Below are 19,278 nucleotides of genomic sequence, written 5' to 3' on the forward strand. Positions count from 1 at the left end.
TCAGGATTGAGTCCGTATGGCTAAGTATTTTCTAAGAAATTAAATCGTCTCAAATTTCCGGATGTGATCTGTAACTGTTCAGCTTTGAGAGGGAATTGCTAACTTGTGATTTTCTGGACAACTTCTTAAAAAATGTATGAGGTAATTGCTTGACAGATCATAATGAGGAGGTTATAGTGTAACTCCCAAGCTGTTTAAATCTTTAAGCAACAGGGGAAATTTTCACAAGCAGTTCGCCAGATCAAAATTTTGACTATCTTAAAACTTAACTGGGAACTTATCACCTAAACTGCGAGTCATAAATACAAACTGCATTTGAACCTGATGATATAGATTGATAAAGCTCCTGCTGTCCTTGCTTTATTCAACTATCCTGCAACTACTCGTATTATTACATAGTGGAAGTCTACTGATAAGTTCTGCTCTATCTGAAACTAGATGAGAGAATTTTTCGAGTGGGTAATTTCAATCTTTTTATTTCCCATAGCCCTAAATAAAGTAGGGAATTGGTGGTTATTTTTGCGTGTTTTGGCAAAAACGCGAGTTTAGAAATTATCCTTGTAGCTAAATCAGAGACAAGAGGCAGATTTTAAAGCATTGGTTTTCAGATTTAAATTCCTCAACTCTTAACCATTACTGATTTTTTAGCTAAATTCCGGAAATAATAGGAAAACAAAATTTGCCGGAGATGGTATTATAATCAAATAATTAAGAAATTCTGTATTTTTTATATATTGTCAAGTATTGATTTAAAATCACTTTTTTCTAATACCATGTCTTTGTAAGGCTGCGCTGAATTTTTTGATCTTTTATTTCTTTCTTCGCGTCCTTTGCGTCTTCGTGGTTCAAAATCTTATCTAATTTCATAAAACCTCGCGGTATGCGGGAAACTCAGTGGCTAAAGCCGGTGAGAGGGAAGCGACACGAGTGAATTTATTCACTGTGGTATTTAAATGCTGATTTTTGAATGGATATAATCCCGGGAACCAGCAAACCCGTTCAAGTCCCCTCGCCCAACTAATCCAAAATGTCTTGTCTTTAACCAACGACTTAACAAACAGTCTTGCAGATAATCCGATAGCGTAGCGTGGCGTAAGCCATACTGGGGAAGTATTCGGAAGTGCGTATCAGGATTAGTCTCAATGGGCTAGTCGCTGCTTGTGTTGTAAAGTTTGTTCTTTACAAGCTCAATCCCTTTAGGGTTGAGTCAGTGACACAGAATTGGTATAAACTATTGGGCAGGAAAATGCCCAAGCATGGGCAGGCAAGATGCCTACCCCACAAGATTGACATACTCCCCATCCTAGAAGGGTGAGGATTCTGGATTCAAACAACAGTTGCGGGCATAACCCGTCTTACACTATCTCGCCCAACAGACAATGCCCTGCCTGTTCTCACCATTATATCAAAAAGCCGTCCTAGAAGGACGGGGCTTTAAACCCAAATTTTTGGTAAAATAGTTAGGTATTCATTAACAAATAAATTCCCCAAATAGCCATAGGACGGAGATAGGTACTAGCGCGAAAAGTGCCATTAGCGGTGATTGCTTCCGGGGTACGGAATTGCAAACCATTGTCATAAATTTGCCTAACCACAGCCTCAGTTAACCGCATTGCCTCATTTTTCATCTCCATTTGCACAAGGAAGGCTGCTAGACCGAAGTTAATCCCTGTCCAAACTTCCAAAGGGTGAGTAGAATTGGGATTTTCGGGTAAACCATTGGGAAGAACACCGTTAGCAGCGCCGAATTTACCATTTTGGAACTTGAGAAAACAGGAATCATATACTTTTGTTAAGGCAGACAAGGCGCGATCGCTGGGGACAATATCTGGTAAACTCAATAAACGAGCGTAGAATTGCCCACACAATTGGTCAGCCATAACTACATCAGAACCACTCTCACTATCCAAGCGGTAATATTCACCATTCCAAAGCTTCTCTTGATAAATTGGTTTTGATTGATTTAACCAACCTTGATAAATTAATTTTTGTGCCTCTGCGTTCTCTGTGCCTCTGTGGTTCGTTAAAATATCACAAATAGCAATAGCAGACTCCAAAGCAGCTAACCACAAACCGCCACAATAAGCACTAACACCTTGTAAACGCCAATCATCAAAAGTTTGGTCAGGAGCGCCGGAATTTTCTGGTATACTATCCCCATCGAGATCAAATGTTTTCACATAATCGAGAGTTTGGACAATAGCGTCCCAACAATCTGCTAAAAACTGGATATCATTTGTACCAGTAAACAGAAAATCTCGATATACCTGCAAAACAAAGTCACAACCTAAATCTTTCCACAGGTTGCAATCTTGATAACTAGTATAATTGGTTTTTTCCCAAACGTGTTCATTAGGTGCGCCTAAATCGTGGGGTGTCGCACCGGCAATTTTCCGAACTGCGAGGGGACTTTCGGATTTGATGGTTAAATAATAACCGATAATTCTGGTTCTGTCATCACTGTGGGGAATTGCTCTAGCAAAAGCACGAATTACGGATTTTTCTAGTTCGGGAAATAACATCAATAACCCAAAGGAACCGTATAACCGCACATCTAGACTTTCATACCAACGGTAATCTAAACACTCTAACACAGCGAATTGTCCAAAGGGATCTTTTTCTGATGCTGCATTCCAGAGAGTTCCTCCACTGGTTAAGTCGTAGAGTTCGTTGAATAAGGCCATTTTGAACCAGTCGGGTAAGTCTTCTCTCTCGATAATTGGTTTTTGCCAGTCTTCGATGAGCGATCGCCAATTATGATATTCTTTGAGTGCAGTAGTCGCAATCTGCCAAGCATTTTCACCATTACAACCAAAGAAGTCAGTATATCTGCGGTAATAGTTCACCCCCGCTGCAAATTCTGTTACCGGAAAATCCCAACTTAGCACAAAAGGAATTTCTAAACTTTCTCCAGGTTGCAAAGTGAAACGCACCGCAATAGCAGCACCTAATCTTGTATTTTCATCTGCGGGAGTTTCATCTATATAATTAGGTAAAGAACCATTTGTAGAAAAACTTTGCCAAACATCTTCACCATTACCCACAGGATTAAATCGGGAATGATGAAATATTTCCACTTGAGGATTTTTTGCAGTCGCAATACACCAAGTTCCGTCCCCTTCTTGGACAGTTGGACTATCAGCAACTTGACCTAAAACGCAACCAAAATATTTATCATCTTCTGCTAAACAATTATAATTTCCTTGACTTTCTCCCCAGGGTGGTAGATATTCATAAACGGGACTTCCATCATCTCTAACTCGCACTTCAGGAGATTTCAAAGTATTAGTAAACCAACCTGCCATATTCTCCCAAGTTAGCATGATACTAATAGTGATTGGTGCTGTTGTGGGGTTGTGTGCTGTCCACAAGAAAACCGCTACAGGATAACTTGTTTCTTGATAATTATCTGCCCAAATTGGGGAAAATTGCTCACAGGTTAATTGAGTTTTTAAGACATTTTTATAAACAAACCAGCTACGCGGATAAAGTGCATGATATGTTCCTATATTTTGTGGGGTGGGCATCTTGCCCGCCTCTAATTCTGATACATTTGAAATAGACTGATACCATTGCCAAGATTGCAGTGTATTATCTTCTGGTGGTTGGGTAGATAATGCGTAAGCAAATCCTGATTCAAAGATGCTAAATTGACAAGCAGGAACATTTTTAAAAGTATGTTCTCCTCCGTCAATGTGCCACAGGTTAAAATCTCCCCGTGAAGAACGGCCTATACACCCTGCACCAAAGCCACCAAGGGGCATTCCGTGCCAGGGACCATCATCTATATTATCAGGATAACGGACGGTGTAGGGTTTATCCCAGCCTAAGCCAATGGGACGTTTCCAGGAGCAGGGGGGTATTTGTGGGTGGTTTGTCATGGTTTGAGTTTCACGGTTGACGCTAATGAAGACTAGCGCGATGTGTGATTTTTCTCAAGTCGTGATGGAAAAATATTTTTATTTCGCTTCTATCCGCAATTCATTGATAGAGATTAAAAAACTCAATCTCAAAGAAAACAAGAAATCATACTATAGCGGTTATCGCTCTTGATGCAATACAATCAAGGGCGCAGACCCTGCGCCCCTACAGAGTTTGGGATTAGCTGACTGTATCTCACAAAGAGTGCATACCGCTGGAGTAGTTATTAGGTTGAGAATAGCCCAACCTACAAATCCTATCATCACTTTAATCTAAATCAGGTTCAACACCTAAAGCACGCAATTGGGCAATTAATTTTTCTGTTTTTCGTCGTTCTTGTTCAGCTTTTCGTCGTTCTTGTTCCGCACGTTGTCGTTCTTGTTCAGCTTTTTCTTTTTCTAATTCTGCGGGAGTTAACACCCAATTACCATTTTGATCATACCAACGTAACCAAGGCATTTGCACATTTTTATAACGACCTTCCCAAATTCCTAAACCTAATTCTAAGCCGGGAATCCAAAAGCGAGAATTAGCATCCAAAATCGTTGATCGTAAAGTTTCAATATAGCGATCGCCTGTCAATTCAAACATCCTAAACTCATATTTATAACGATCAAATATGGCATAATAGGGTATTCTTAAAATCTTTTCGTAAACTTCCCATTTACCCGGAGGTTTTTCTACATCTCGCAATATTTGACCTAAATCTTCTTTTTCTGTTCCTGGTGACAATAACTCCACCACAATATAAGGATTAACAGATTCTTGCCAAACTACATAACTTAAACGCAAATCTTTCTGATCATACAAATAAGGAACACCCACAACTGCAAACCAATCTGGGCGTTTATACCACAATGGATGACGGGAATCAAAATAAAGATTTAGATCACTAGCGGTAAATATTTCCTCATTTGCATAATTAGGAGGAAGAAATGTATCTGCTAATAATTGTGGTTGCAATAAATGAAATTGATCTGGCAAACCTCTTTCCTCCGGGTCTTCGCTAGGAAGATCATACATTGTTGGTAATGTTTCTTTTGCAGCCAGTGGCGGATCTGTTTGATACATTATTCACCATCCTTGAACATCCAACTTTTGCTCCTTAGTCATATTAACAGAAATAAATCCCCGACTTCTTCAGAAAATCGGGGATATAAACCTCATCCATTTTGAAACCTGAAGTAATGCGAGCATCTTGCTCGCTACTTAGCGGCAGGGAGCAAGATGCTCCCACTACTTTCAATAACTATGGCTTTCATCTTAGACGGGGTTTAGATATCAAGAAAGGTCTTTCAACTCAGCAGTACGAACTGAAAGCATCTGTGTTTGATTACCTCTTTGAATTTTTACCTGCAAAGCTTGACCAAGGGTACTTTCTTCTACCACACCTTGCAATTGTTCTGCACTGGTAATGGCTTTATTCTCAATTTGCAAAATTACATCTCCGCGACGGATACCCGCAGTTGCAGCAGGGGAATTAGGCACAACTCGCATGACTAAAACACCTTTGACTTCAGGAATTGCAAACATGGAATTGGGATCATTGTTATTCTGTTTTGCTAATTCCGGTGTTAATGTCACCATTTGTACACCTAAATAGGGGTGAGCAACTTTACCATCCCGTTGCAATTGAGCAGCGATCGCTTTAGCCTTATCAATAGGAATTGCAAACCCAATCCCCATAGCATCAGCGCGAATTGCGGTATTAATCCCAATCACTTCTCCTAAACCATTTAACAATGGTCCACCGGAATTACCGGGGTTAATAGCTGCGTCAGTTTGAATGAAGTCTAACCGTTTATCACTAATTCCTACTTGGGCGCTCGAACGTTTGAGGGTGCTGACAATCCCCAAAGTAACTGTATTATCAAATCCTAACGGATTCCCCACAGCGATCGCCCAATCTCCCACTTCAACATGATCAGAAGAACCTAAAGGGGCAACAGGTAAATCCTTACCAGCATCAATCTTAACTACAGCTAAATCTGTAACCTCATCAATGCCTTTAACTTTACCTTCAAAAGTCCGACCATCTTTGAGACGGACTGTGACTTTATCAGCCTTATCAACTACGTGAGCATTGGTGAGAATTACGCCGCTTTTGTCAAGAATAAAACCAGAGCCTAAACCCCTTAACTGTTCAGTTGGTGATTGTTGGGGAAAACTATCACCAAAAAACCTCCGAAAAAAGGGATCTTCCATCATTGGATCATTCCGGCGCGTAATTGTTCTTTCTGTATCAATTCTCACTACAGCCGAACCCACACGATTAACCGCTGCTGTCACAAAACTATGACTACCAATGACAGCGGAAGATGGCTTTTGAGCAAGTATTGTGGATGACTCAGTGACAGGATTTGGACCCGGCTCTGCTGCTGAAGGTAACACCCGTAAGGAGGTGAAAGTCAACATCACTCCCATGAAAATTGCTACAATATGGGTACTGAGTTGTCGGATAGACCGGGACATCTGGGAAAATCGCATAATCACAACCTAATCTACAAGCCTAATTTTTTGCTGTTTCTTGATAAATCTATCTACACCTCATTCTAGTTTATTGACATTTTTACTCAACTTTAAGTTTCTTTGATTTTGCTGAATCTTGGTTCAAACCTGAGTATTCCCTGTCTGTCAGTAACTCAGCAGCGTCAGTTAAACAACATTAAAAATTTCTATCTCTCTGGGCTAAAATATTAATTAATGCCAAGATGCCAAAACAAATATTAATATAATACCCATGAATGAAGCAAAACCACTAACTAACGAATCTCTGCTTATATCAGAGACAGAAGAACATCACCACCATCCAGATCATACACATAATCAGGTTGATTCTGTTCATCCTCATGTCCACAGTGAAGAGTCATTGCGGCGGATTATTAACCGACTATCGCGCATAGAAGGACACGTTCGAGGAGTTAAAACAATGGTGCAGCAGAATACCCCTTGTCCTGATGTATTATTACAAATTGCTGCCGTCCGTGGGGCATTAGATAAAGTAGCACGAATTGTGTTAGATGAACATTTAACTGAGTGCATTGGTAGAGCCGCTCAAAAGGGTAATATAGAATCAGAGATTCAACAACTAAAAGCTGCTTTGGATAGATTTTTGCCTTAACTTTAGTAGCCTCAAATATATCTGTTGCCATTATCCAACTGAGCAAATCAAAATCTCTGAGAATATTTTTCGATTTCTATATCTTAGAGCATCTATTTTAACTCTTAAATCATGATCATAAAATTCAAGCAAATTGCATCTACACATTTATTTTCTGAAGGCAAATATCGGACTATTTTTCTTTCTGCGGCTCTCTTTCTCTGTTTTGATTTAGGTGTGCTTATCCCTAACTTTTTGATTTCTTCCCAATTAAAAGAAGATGCGATAGTTATTAACTATAATGGCATTGGTATTCCTATTCAAAATCAACAACGAATATTTGATCCCTTCTTCACTACAAAACCTGTAGGTAAGGGAACTGGTTTAGGATTACAGCGGTTTCCGCTCTTATGAGGTAGATCTTAGCCCCCTCCTCGCTTGCGGGTTGGGGGTGGGGTTCTTGTACCTCATAACACAAAGGAAGTGCTGTATCTATTAGTTACCAAATTGTTGTTGAAGAACATAAAGGTAAAATTCGCTGTTTTTCTAATCCTGAAAAAGGTACAGAATTTCAAATTGAGATTCCTATCCAGTTTATTTCTTAGTTCAGTATAAAAGAATGAATCTAACCAACTATAAATTTAATTATTCCTTTAAAGTAAATAAAGATAAACCAATAATTCTGTTGCTACACGGCTTTATGGGTAATATTCATGAATTTGATGAAGCCATTAAATTACTATTTAATGATTTTTCTTATTTGACTATTGATTTACCCGGACATGGAAAAACTCAAGTTTTAGATGATGAATGCTATACAATGGCATCTACAGCACAAGCTATTATTAGCTTATTAGATAAATTAAACATAAACCAATGTTATTTAATCGGTTATTCAATGGGAGGAAGATTAGCTTTATATCTGACTTTGCATTTTCCTCACAGGTTTATTAAAGTCATTTTAGAATCTAGTTCCCCTGGTTTAGCCACAGAAATAGAAAGATTAGCCAGAATTAAAAGTGATGCTCAAATAGCCAGAAAATTAGCGAGAATGATGGATAAAGATGATTTTTATGATTTTCTAAATCATTGGTATCAACAACCTATTTTTGGGGATATCAAAAATTATCCTCACTACCAATCTATGGTAGAAAGTAGATTGGCAAATCATCCCCTAAATTTAGTAAAATCATTGCAGTTTATGGGAACAGGGTTTCAACCTTGTTTATGGGAATTGTTAATTAAAAATACTATTCCTCTATTATTATTAGTGGGTGAAAAAGATGAAAAATTTATTGATATTAATATAGCCATAACTAGAAAATGTAACTTTACTAAATTACAAATAATTCATCAAGTTGGGCATAATATTCATCTAGAAAATACTTTAGCATTTGTGCAAAATGTTCAAGATTTTTTTGTTTAGATCCCCGACTTATTAAAGAAATCGGGGATCTGATTATTTATTTACGATATAACTTACCATCTTTAACTTGCACTACTGGATAATTACAACGCCTGACTAATTGCTCATCATGGGTAGTGATAATCACTGTTGCCCCAAAGGAATTTAACTTTTGAAAAATTTGAATTACTTGCCAAGAATTATCAGGGTCAAGGTTTCCAGTCGGTTCGTCTGCTAATAGTAAAGGTGGTGTCCCTACAATTGCTCGCGCAATACTTACCCGCTGCTGTTCTCCCCCAGAAAGTTGATCTGGAAATCGGTCAGCTTTAGATAATAAACCTACTAATTTTAAAGTTGGTTCTAAGCGCCGTTGAATTTCTTTGCGGGTATAACCTTGTGCTTGCAATACAAAGGTGACATTTTCCGCAACTGTGCGCTGGGGAATGAGTTTATAGTCTTGAAAAACAATTCCCATGCGACGACGTAATAATGATAAATGATAGCTTCCTAAAGTACCCACATTAATATCATCAACTATTACTTTTCCTTGGGTAGGTAATTCCGCACCATAGAGCATTTTCAAAAGTGTGGATTTACCAGAACCACTAGCGCCTGTAATAAATAGAAATTCTCCTCTGTTGATTTTTAAGTTAACATCAAATAAAGCATGATGACTATTAATATAGGTTTTGGAAACAGAATGCAACTCTATCATTATCCCAGCTTGATTTTGAGTTTTTACCGCTTCGCTATGCACTGTTTCCGTATTTTCATTTGTACTTAATAGAGACATATTGGTATTTTTTTAGCCAATGGTAAATGATATATTAAATCTAAAATCAACCAATATTTCTATTTAGTTTAATATTCCAAACTATTTACATCCCTGCCAGTCCAATGATAAATTAAGGATTTGAAAACGAACTTTGGTAACGCTAACATTCGTTGCCAACGCCAGGGTTCTTGATATAATCTATATAGCCATTCTAAGTTATTATTTGCTAACCAACCAGGAGCGCGAGTTTTTATTCCTGACCAAATATCAAAACTACCACCAACACCTACCCAAATTGAATGGGGACACAAATGGCGGTGTTGGGCAATCCATAATTCTTGACGTGGTACTCCCAAACCAACAAATATTATTTGTGGCTGTAGTTGCGTGAGCGTTTGCAATAATTGTTGTTCTTCTTCTGGGGAATGATAACCAGAATGTGTTCCTGCTATTTTCAGAGTGGGAAGTTTATATCGCCATAAATCTGCTGCTTTTGCGGCTATTCCTGATGCGCCTCCATAGAAAAATACTGAAGCAGATGTTTGTTCTTGAGCTACTGTTTGTAAAAGGTTTTCTGCTAATTCAATTCCTGGAAAACGTTGTACTTTTTGTCCTGATAAATATTGTAAATATAGAACAACTCCTGACCCATCGGGAATCACTAATTCAGCATTTTTAATTATCTGCGCTAGGGGGAGATTACGCTCTGCTTGCATGGTCATTTCTGCATTGAGGGTGACTACATGAGTCCCTTGTCTTGCTTTTAAGCGATCTAACAACCAGTTAGGATAATTTTTCATTATATGAACTGGTAAACCCAATACTGAACAGACTTTAGCTTCCGCGACTTTGAACATAGTTTCTTAACAATAAACTGGGAACAATTTTTTATGAGAGTATAGTTTATCAAATTTTTTCGTGAATGGGTAATTATAATTTCCTCATAGTGATTGTGATTAGACATCTAGTGGGAATGAATGTAGAGCCGAGAATCCCTACCCATAGAAAGTCTCTACAAGGGTTTCAGATCACGCATATTTAATTTTTACCAGATGTCTACTACTGTTTCTGATAAAATACATCAGGTTTTATCTTCAAGGAAAAAAAGTTTGGTTGTCAAGATCCTCTGGACGATCAATATCTGCTAAATATTGCAAATAACCAATTGATAAATTTAATTTCTGAGCAATTTCTCCTGTTTTTGCAAATACTTGAGCAGTACCCCAGGGAATATTCATAAATAATTCTCCTATTGGTTGTTGTAACCCAATTAAATAATAACCACCGTCAAGGGCTGGACCAAGGACAAGATTAAAATTCTTTAATTGCTCAAAAGCGGTTGCTAAAATTTGCGAATTTAGATCAGGACAATCTGTACCAATAATTATGACTTGTTCTGCTTTTTGATTAAACGCATTGACAAGCGATCGCTCCATTCTTACACCTAAATCTCCCTCACCCTGAAATTGATATCCTAAATCATTTCCCAACCAATTTTGCATTTTTTCCAAATTACCACCTGTAAACCGCACTTCAAAGCTGACGTTGGTTATCTTTTGCAGTTCTTTAACCTGAAAAATAGTCTGTTCAGTCATCTGCTTTTGTAAATTAGCCGCACCAACATCACCCAAAACTGGTATTAACCGGGTTTTTGTTTTCCCTGGTTCTGGGTAGCGGGTAAAAATAATTAGGTGTTGTGTTAATGGTTTCCAGGAAATCATTCAAAATTTGCTGCTATCAAAGATACTGCAACTATAGGCGCTGTGACTGCGCGGAGAACTCGACGACCCAGGGAAATAGGTTGAAATCCTGATTCTACAGCTATTTCTATTTCTTGATTTGTCCACCCTCCCTCTGGGCCAATAGCAATAATTATCTCATTTGCGGTTTTATTTACTAACTGCTGTAAATGAGGATAATCCCCACGGGCTTCACAGATATAACGGTGAGTGGCGGTAGTCTCTTTTATCGCAGTGTTTAAAGGTACTACTTCTAAAATGGTGGGAACAACAGCCCGTTCTGACTGTTCGGCGGCTTCTGAGGCTATGCGCCGCCAGCGTTCTAGCTTTTGGGGACTGGGATTTAATAGGGTGCGATCGCTTGTAACTGGTGCAATACAAGTTACACCTAACTCCGTACAACACCGGACAACTTCATCAAATCCATTTCCTTTTGGTAATGCCATCATTAAGGTAATAGACACAGGTAATTCAGTTTTTACCTCAAGTAGTTCTAAAACTTTTCCTTGTTCCCCTTCTAACTGCGCTAACCACCATTTCCCCATACCATCCATGACAATGAATTTATCACCATCCCGCAACCGCAGTACCCGCAGTAAATAATGTTGTTGTTGAGGTGTTAATAAAAGTTGGCTTTCTTGAAGTTGCTGGGGATGAATAGTAATGCGTTGAAGTTGTGTCATTTATACTTGGTGGTATGCACTTACATGAGATACAAAATTTACATAAAAGGCTATATATCAAGAGCATTTTACTTCTTTCTTCTCCTTCTTTCTTCTCCTGACTCCTGACTCCTGACTCCTACCTCCTGCTATTTTAATAGTTCTTGAAACCGCTGTTCACCACGTATTTTATCAAAATCTGGGTCGCTTTTCACTAAGTTTTGATATTTTTGGGGGACAAGCTGCATGGCTTTTTTGAGGTTTTCAATTGCTAGTTCTAGATTATTTTGCAAGGCATAATTACAAGCTTTGTTATAATATGCTTGATGTAAATTAGGCTGGATAGTGATTGCTTGATTATAGGATGCTAAAGCTTCTTTGTAGCGTTGTAATTTGGTTAAAGCAATTCCTCGATTAATCCAAGCTTCATGTTTATTTGATTGAATAGCGATCGCTTCATCATAAGATTTTACCGCTTCTTTGTAATTTCGCAAAGCTGTTAAAGCATTACCGCGATTATACCAAGCTTCATCTTGATTTGGGCGAATAGCGATTGCCTTATCATAAGATTCTACAGCTTCTGGATACTGTTGCAAAGCAATCAAAGCATTGCCGCGATTTACCCAGGTTTCCGCACTATCAGTTTTAATAGCTATGACCTGATTATATATTCCTAAAGCTTCTTGATAACGATGGGTATCTAACAAACCATTACCTTGTAGTAATAAGTTTTCTGCTTTTTGACTATCTTGTACTTCTGAAATCAGTTGATTAACATTGCTTTCCTGAACAACTTGTTTGGTATTATCTGATGAAGAATTTACCAAATCACTACAGCCAATTGCCAAAAAACTGATTAAACTAGAAGCAATTAATTGTCGCCAAACTACCATACTGCACCTACAAAAATCATACAATTATCCTAAAACTGATGGGAGCTTAAAAGTCGTATCTAAATCAACTAATTATTATTAATTGTTTTTTGATTATGTAAACTAAAGATGAAGATATGGATAAGGTTTTCATAAATTCTGAATATATGGGACTCATACTTGATTTTTCAACTAGACCTAGTACCGCTTGCTCGGAATTGAGAATGAATACAGCATCAGCTTTTCACAGATGCGGAATGGTTCATTAACTTACGCTGTACTGTACTAGTACAGCACGGCGTAAATAAAACAACCATTCTCAATCGCCAAAAAGCTTATGCCATATTATTTTTGACTTTTGACTTTTGACTTTTGACTTTCGCCTTGCGGTACTAGTGTGGTAAATGTCCACCATAGAGTAGTTTTGCGGGATCATACCCACCCTAAACTACTTACTATTGTTCAGGAATCATTTAGGATTTCTATAATACCATACTCGTAGTTAATAAATTAATTATTCGTAAGTACAAACTGATCTAGAGGAATCCGGTTTGATTATAGCTGGCATGGCTATACATACCTATGTGGACAAACTCTTTTTCCGGTTTTAGATGATTCTGACTTGCTGATAACTTCGCTTTTTGACTCAGTGACTGCTGCTATATAGAGCCGTCCTATCTAAAAATTTTAAATGATCTGTGATAAAATTACCTGTTTGTTGCTTGTGGAGACAGAAAATTTAATCACTAACTTATTTGCCAAGACTTGAAAGTATATTATATTGTCAATATAAGTGTTTTTACAATGTTTAAGTTTATTGTTACCCAATGGGAGAAAAATAAAAACTATGACTATTGAATCTAACTCATCCAACTCATCTGACTCAGAAATAAATCAGGAAGATGAATTGGAAATTGATGATAGTGATCACTCATTACTAACAGAAGGATTAGGAAAAAAACAACTATCTGGACAATCTTCCCTGAAAACAAATATTATCACCGGAACTGCTTTTCTTCTCCAGCGCAATTCCAGTCTGCAAGCTGCTATTAATCCAAGAATTTTATTATTCACTAGTTTAGCGATCGCTATCACTGTCATTAGTATTATTATTAATAACTCGTTTCTGGGTATTTTGGGAACTTTGGCCACATTAGTGTTATCAATGCTGATACTTTTCCCTTGGTTAAAAGATGTTATCCAAGAGTGGTTTTCACCCCAAGATAGAAATGTATTTGTGGGCTTAATAGGAGTATTAGTAGCAATAATTGGTTTATTCAGATTTACTAATTTGGGTAATGGCTTACTGCGTTGGGGAAAGAGAGTTAACTGGGATGCTTCTGGTACTTTAGCAGAATGGTTTGGCGCATTAGGACAAATTGCCATTGCCATTATCGCCGTTTATGTAGCTTGGCGACAATATGTAATTTCCAAAGACTTAACCATTCAACAAAATCTGCTAACTGTACAGCAAAATATTATTACCCAACAACAAACCATAGATTCCTACTTTCAAGGAGTTTCCGACTTAGTATTAGATGAAGAAGGATTATTAGAAGATTGGCCGCAAGAAAGAGCGATCGCTGAAGGACGCACAGCCGCTATATTTAGTAGTGTAGATGGCAGTGGTAAAGCCAAAATTTTGCGGTTTCTCTCCCGTTCTAAATTACTCTCTCCCCTCCAACGCGATCGCCGTCTCGGAAGAGCTATTCTAGATGGTAGTGGTGGTTATGCCGAAGATCGGTTAGAAGGAGTCCGCGTCATTGATTTAGGTGTGATGTTAGCAGGTGCAGATCTGGCTGATAACGATTTACGTTGGACAGATTTAAGTGAAGCTAATCTCATCCGTGCTAATCTTAGTAATTGCGATTTAGTAAAAGCTAATCTGTCCCGAACTATATTATATGATGCCAATCTTACTAATACGGACTTAAACGGAATTCGCCTATTTTATGGTTTACTAGAACAGGCATCTCCTCGCAGCCGCACCGAACCACCAAACTATGAAACAGGAGAACACACTGGTGCAGTCGTCGAAAATGCCAACTTCACCAACGCGCAAAGAATGTCTGAATCTAGCCGTTACTATTGCTGTGCTTGGTGTGGAGAAAAAACCAGACAGACAATTCCTGGTGGTTGTCAAGGAATTCCTAATAAATTGGGTAGGTAATTGGTAATGAGAAAAATTCCTTTTTTCTTCTGACTAATAACTAATAACTAATCACTAATGACTAATGACTAATCACTAATTTTCCGGTAAGGTCAGAATTTCCACCCCATCTTCTGTTACTACAATAGTATGCTCAAATTGAGCAGAAAGTAGGCGATCGCTTGTTACCGCAGTCCAACCATCATTCAGCATTTCCGCTTCATGAGTGCCTTCATTAATCATCGGTTCAATCGTGAACACCATCCCGGCTCTAAGTTTCTTACCTCTGCCCCTAATGCCATAATGGGGAACATCCGGTGCTGTATGGAAAATATGACTAATGCCGTGGCCGACAAAATCCCGCACTACAGAAAAGCCGAAAGACTCAGCATACTCTTGAATCGCTGCTCCAATATCCCCAATTTTTGCCCCTGGTTTTACCTCTGCAATTCCCAAACGCAGACACTCTTGAGTAACTTCTACTAACTTTTGGGCTGTGGGGGAAGGATTACCAACGAGAAATGTTTTTGATGTATCACCATGATAACCCTCAACAATGGGTGTAACATCTATATTAATGATGTCCCCATCCTTGAGAATTTGTTTTGCATTGGGAATACCGTGACAAATCACCTCATTCACACTGGTACAAATTGACTTAGGAAAACCCTTATAACCTAAAGGAGCGCTTTTAGCTCCGTGCTGTAGAGTCCATCTTTCCGCTTCATCATTCAATTGCAGGGTACTTACACCTGGTTTAACTAAAGGTTCTAGATGTTGTAATAACTTAGCAGCCAAGCTGCCAGCCTGACGCATTTTTTCGATTTCTCGCTGGGATAAAATGACAATGGTTTCTATTTTCATCAATTTGTCTATCTACTCTTTTAAAAATATAGTTAATCCAGTGATTGCCGCCCTATGTGCAGCATCCGCTACCTTCAGAGTATACAAGCTTTGTTCTGGGGTGATATATAAAGGACTACCATATAATAGATAATCTAATACCATGGTTGTATCTTTGGCAAATAAACCCCGACGAGTACCAACTTCAATTAACTTTGTTTCTGCTACGGACACTAACATTCCGGTATCACCATCCAGAATTATCTCCCCTTTTGTACCTTGAACTTCTAATTTGCGTTCTGACTGCCATAAAGTTTCACCCTTACCATAAATCACCTGTGCCAATAATCCACTGTTAAAGCACAACTGGGCTGAACATAAACAGGTTTGGTAATAATCAGGCTGGGTTTCCCAATATCGTTGGTGACAGTTGACAGTGAAGACTTCACCAAACAAATCAATCAGACGATGTAACCGAGACAATGCCCCAATCAGGGGAAAGCCAAACATCTCATGATTATAAGTCCACTTGCGCGGGGCTGGATGCTGGGGATTCAGGGTACTATAGCGGACATAAAACAAATCACCAATTTGGTCTAAGTGTTGTTTTAAAGTTTGATGCCAACCCCCCAATAATTCAATGTGTTCGACGTGCAACATTTTGTTGACTGTTTTGGCTAAAGAAACCAGTTCTTCAGCTTCTTTCACATCTACAGAGAGGGGATATTCAACAATGACGTGCTTACCGCTAGATAGCGCAGCACGAGCAATCTTACCATGATCTCGATTGATGGTGCAAATGACCACCAGATCTAAATCTTCCCGTTCTACTAGCTGTTGCCAAGAATTTATAACTTCAATAGCGTATTCTTGGGCTAAAGCCGCTGTCCTTTCAGGATTTCCAGCGATAGCGATTAAATTAGTTCGAGGATCTTGTCGTAATGCCTCAGCCCTGAGTTTAGCCGCATAGCCAGTACCTACTAAACCCACCCTGAGACTGTTTGTAGATAAAGGTGACTCGTTATTATACATGAATTTATCACCAGTTTTCAATGTTTTCTGTTAATGCTATGAAAAAGCCAGTATAAGGAAATCTTAGATACTGCCATCCTATAAGTACCACATATTTTCAATAGCCGTACTCCTCCAGATGCACTTTGACATCTATCCCAGAGAGTATGTCATATAACTAAAACTTATTAGTAATAAGTAACTAAATTTCATTACTAATCGGGGTCAATTTTCTGTTATAACTTTTAACTTTTCCCTTAGTATCAGAATTGAAGCAAATTTAAACCAGCGGCTAATCCCATCAGAATAGCTGTAAAATATGTTTGAAAATAGCTTATACTGCCGATTTCACAAGAGAGGATAATTAAATGGCTACTTACAAAGTTACTCTAATCACCCCAGACGGTTCTCAAGTTATTGACTGCGAAGACGATACCTATATTCTGGATGCAGCGGAAGAAGCTGGACTTGACTTACCCTACTCCTGTCGTGCTGGTGCTTGCTCAACCTGTGCAGGTAAAATCGTCTCCGGTACTGTTGACCAATCTGATCAGTCTTTCTTAGATGATGATCAAATCCAAGCTCAATATGTATTGACTTGTGTTGCTTATCCTAGTTCTGATGTCACCATCGAAACCCACAAAGAAGAAGAACTTTACTAAGCTTTAGTCGCAGTAATTTCCTACAAAAAGGGATTGGGGATTGCTTGCTAGACATCTTGTAAGAAATAAAGTAGAGACGTTCCATGGAAAGTCTCTACAAGGGTTACAGATAACGCATATTTAATTTTCACTAGATGTCTACTTAGTAGGAGTTTTCCCAATTCCCCAATTACCTATTTCCTTTAATTTTAGTGCCAGGATAATAAAACTCTAGAATTTTGGCACTAGACCAACCTAACTTAGCTAAGTTCTGAGCGCCCGTTTGACTCAAACCTACTCCATGTCCTAAGCCACCACCAATAAAAGCATATCCCCAAATATCTGTTTGACCTTTGTTCAACGGTTGAATATAAAACAGCGTGCTGACGGGTGCAGCAAAGGCACTTCGCACCTCATCTTTTTGTAAGGTGAAAACACCGATATCTGTTTTCACGGCCAGTTTTAAAATCCTGCCGCTGGAACTACGTTGGACTACAGACATAGACTGAATTTTCTGGAATTTGCCATAAGGGCTTTTTTTAGCCTGTAAGAATTTTTGCAAGTCTTTGGTAATTTTATTGATGTCCGTTTCTCTGTGCCAACGAAATACATCCCATTTACTCTCATTAAATCCGGCTTTAAGATTGATAAATTTTTGGAAGTTCTGATCATTTGCAAGATTTTGACTCGATAAGTTCCAAAGGTTTTGATTAGGAGCATCTATGACTGATTTTAAATAGGGACGATCTTCACCATTCCAGATATCACTAAAGTTAGCAGTTACACCACCTGTAGTAGAAGAATACAAAGCATCCACTATCTCGTTATTATAAGTCAGTACCTGACCTCTAGTAAAGGCGATCGCCTGATCTGTGTTTTTGGCAACTCCGCTGAGTCCTTGATAAACTTGACAGTGAGTGTCAGCACATAATTGATAATTATCTACCGCAAATCTGCGGACATTTCTTAAGGCATAGGTGCGAGCAATAATGGCTTGTGCTTCTAAAGCCGCCATTGGCGCATCTGTACCGATTTCATGGGGTAACACTCCCCGCACATAAGTTTCTAATGGTACTGTATTAACTAAGGTATAATGTCCATAGGCATTGGGCTGCAAGGTAATTTTGCCTGGATAAATCCGCTTTGGTTCTAGCTTTTTATCTGTACTAACCTTAATTAAGTCTTTTCCAGTCCTGACTTCTAGAGAATTTGGACTATAATTTTTACCATTTACCACCCAAGTAATTTTTGGGACTTTGGGCAAAATGTTGGTTGCTAAGTAAGCATTTTTGTCACTGGATGTTTCTATACTTTTTAATAGTAAGCGGCGAATTAAAGGCGTGCTGTAAACATCCCGTTTTGCCCATACTTGCCAGCGTTCTGGTTGGGATATTTCCACTTCTATGCCTTGGGAACGCCAGTAGTTAGCTTGATCTTCTGCTGTTTCAAAGGTGCGAAAGTCACCCAGCACTAATACTTCCTGAACCACTGGTTGGGTTAATGGTTCCATGACTGTTGTGAACTGGATAGGTTTGTCTGTGACTAGGGTTTGCTGCTGAGTACCCACTGCAAATTTCAATGTTAAGCGATCGCCTTTTGTGGCAGCTAATTCTAACCTGTCCGTGGGTTTAGCCCCAAATCGTTGGACAATGCCAATTTGCAATTCCACATCCTGGTATTTACTCACAGGTTCTGAAGCGGCAGCCAATCCTAACAGGCAAAAGGTGGTGATTAATCTGTAGGCAGAACGCCAAATAAATATTTTCATGAAGACTTATCTGCCGTTGGAAAGATTGGGAATTTGTTATACTTTTTCGCTTATACGCCTTCTATATTATCATTACGTCTTTTTTTTAGCACAGTTGCAAATTGAAGTCATTATGAGTGTGGTTTATTTTCCAACTTTTTAGATCCCCCCTAACCCCTGACAGGTGTAGGTTTTTTACATTGTCTTGAGGGCAAGACTTGGAGGACAAGGCAGACAAGGTGACAAGGGAGGAAAACCGGACAAGAAATGGATGATTGGTCATAAAACAAACCATAAATTGGGTATTTTATGGATAAAATCCTCCTTGTCTACTATCCCTCCTTGTCTTCCTGGTCTTGCTTTTACAGAGAATATTAAAAACCTACACCTGTCAGCCCCCTAACCCCCCTTAA

The 19,278-nt window shown here is 38.6% G+C and carries 16 protein-coding genes; 5 read left to right on the forward strand and 11 right to left on the reverse strand.

The window, feature by feature from the left end:
* Window positions 1–1,460: 1,460 nt before the first annotated feature.
* From EZY12_15180 to EZY12_15190, 3 genes are all read right to left on the reverse strand, one after another.
* Window positions 1,461–3,881 (reverse strand): bile acid beta-glucosidase, encoded by a 2,421-nt coding sequence (locus EZY12_15180; GenBank protein QSX66174.1) that lies wholly within the window; start codon window positions 3,879–3,881, stop codon window positions 1,461–1,463.
* Window positions 3,882–4,188: 307 nt separating this feature from the next.
* On the reverse strand, window positions 4,189–4,992 hold the full coding sequence (locus EZY12_15185; GenBank protein QSX66175.1) for a Uma2 family endonuclease: 804 nt from the start codon (window positions 4,990–4,992) through the stop codon (window positions 4,189–4,191).
* A 210-nt stretch (window positions 4,993–5,202) separates the two neighbouring features.
* Window positions 5,203–6,408, reverse strand: a complete 1,206-nt coding sequence (locus EZY12_15190) for a trypsin-like peptidase domain-containing protein (GenBank protein ID QSX66176.1) — start codon at window positions 6,406–6,408, stop codon at window positions 5,203–5,205.
* Between the two features lie 253 nt (window positions 6,409–6,661).
* Between EZY12_15190 and EZY12_15195 the strand changes: the two genes are divergently transcribed.
* From EZY12_15195 to menH, 3 genes are all read left to right on the forward strand, one after another.
* Window positions 6,662–7,042, forward strand: a complete 381-nt coding sequence (locus tag EZY12_15195; GenBank protein QSX66177.1) for a metal-sensitive transcriptional regulator — start codon at window positions 6,662–6,664, stop codon at window positions 7,040–7,042.
* A gap of 111 nt (window positions 7,043–7,153) precedes the next feature.
* Window positions 7,154–7,435, forward strand: coding sequence for a hypothetical protein (locus tag EZY12_15200; protein QSX66178.1), 282 nt, complete (start codon window positions 7,154–7,156; stop codon window positions 7,433–7,435).
* A 205-nt stretch (window positions 7,436–7,640) separates the two neighbouring features.
* Entirely contained in the window at window positions 7,641–8,447 is an 807-nt protein-coding gene (gene menH / locus EZY12_15205; protein QSX66179.1) for a 2-succinyl-6-hydroxy-2,4-cyclohexadiene-1-carboxylate synthase, read from the forward strand.
* Window positions 8,448–8,484: 37 nt separating this feature from the next.
* Here the strand turns inward: menH and ftsE are convergent, their stop codons facing one another.
* The 5 genes from ftsE to EZY12_15230 form a co-directional block, all read right to left on the reverse strand.
* Window positions 8,485–9,219 carry a cell division ATP-binding protein FtsE gene (gene ftsE / locus EZY12_15210; protein QSX66180.1) on the reverse strand — a complete coding sequence of 245 codons (735 nt, stop codon included), beginning with the start codon at window positions 9,217–9,219 and terminating at the stop codon, window positions 8,485–8,487.
* Window positions 9,220–9,287: 68 nt separating this feature from the next.
* Window positions 9,288–10,058 carry a WecB/TagA/CpsF family glycosyltransferase gene (locus EZY12_15215; GenBank protein ID QSX66181.1) on the reverse strand — a complete coding sequence of 257 codons (771 nt, stop codon included), beginning with the start codon at window positions 10,056–10,058 and terminating at the stop codon, window positions 9,288–9,290.
* A 237-nt stretch (window positions 10,059–10,295) separates the two neighbouring features.
* On the reverse strand, window positions 10,296–10,922 hold the full coding sequence (locus tag EZY12_15220) for a TIGR04282 family arsenosugar biosynthesis glycosyltransferase (protein QSX66182.1): 627 nt from the start codon (window positions 10,920–10,922) through the stop codon (window positions 10,296–10,298).
* Entirely contained in the window at window positions 10,919–11,623 is a 705-nt protein-coding gene (locus EZY12_15225) for a 16S rRNA (uracil(1498)-N(3))-methyltransferase (GenBank protein ID QSX66183.1), read from the reverse strand. The genes EZY12_15220 and EZY12_15225 overlap by 4 nt, the downstream gene beginning before the upstream one ends.
* A 128-nt stretch (window positions 11,624–11,751) precedes the next feature.
* Window positions 11,752–12,495, reverse strand: coding sequence for a tetratricopeptide repeat protein (locus EZY12_15230; GenBank protein QSX66184.1), 744 nt, complete (start codon window positions 12,493–12,495; stop codon window positions 11,752–11,754).
* Between the two features lie 826 nt (window positions 12,496–13,321).
* Here EZY12_15230 and EZY12_15235 point away from each other — a divergent pair.
* Window positions 13,322–14,644, forward strand: a complete 1,323-nt coding sequence (locus EZY12_15235; protein ID QSX66185.1) for a pentapeptide repeat-containing protein — start codon at window positions 13,322–13,324, stop codon at window positions 14,642–14,644.
* A 75-nt stretch (window positions 14,645–14,719) separates the two neighbouring features.
* Here the strand turns inward: EZY12_15235 and map are convergent, their stop codons facing one another.
* Window positions 14,720–15,487 (reverse strand): type I methionyl aminopeptidase, encoded by a 768-nt coding sequence (map, locus tag EZY12_15240; GenBank protein QSX66186.1) that lies wholly within the window; start codon window positions 15,485–15,487, stop codon window positions 14,720–14,722.
* Window positions 15,488–15,499: 12 nt separating this feature from the next.
* Window positions 15,500–16,498 (reverse strand): Gfo/Idh/MocA family oxidoreductase, encoded by a 999-nt coding sequence (locus EZY12_15245; protein ID QSX66187.1) that lies wholly within the window; start codon window positions 16,496–16,498, stop codon window positions 15,500–15,502.
* Window positions 16,499–16,845: 347 nt separating this feature from the next.
* Between EZY12_15245 and EZY12_15250 the strand changes: the two genes are divergently transcribed.
* Entirely contained in the window at window positions 16,846–17,139 is a 294-nt protein-coding gene (locus EZY12_15250) for a 2Fe-2S iron-sulfur cluster binding domain-containing protein (protein ID QSX66188.1), read from the forward strand.
* A 169-nt stretch (window positions 17,140–17,308) separates the two neighbouring features.
* On the opposite strand, the gene EZY12_15255 is transcribed toward EZY12_15250, so the two are convergent.
* Window positions 17,309–18,886, reverse strand: coding sequence for a SpoIID/LytB domain-containing protein (locus EZY12_15255; GenBank protein QSX66189.1), 1,578 nt, complete (start codon window positions 18,884–18,886; stop codon window positions 17,309–17,311).
* Window positions 18,887–19,278: the final 392 nt, after the last annotated feature.

This window comes from Dolichospermum sp. DET69, from assembly GCA_017355425.1.
Classification (GTDB): domain Bacteria; phylum Cyanobacteriota; class Cyanobacteriia; order Cyanobacteriales; family Nostocaceae; genus Dolichospermum.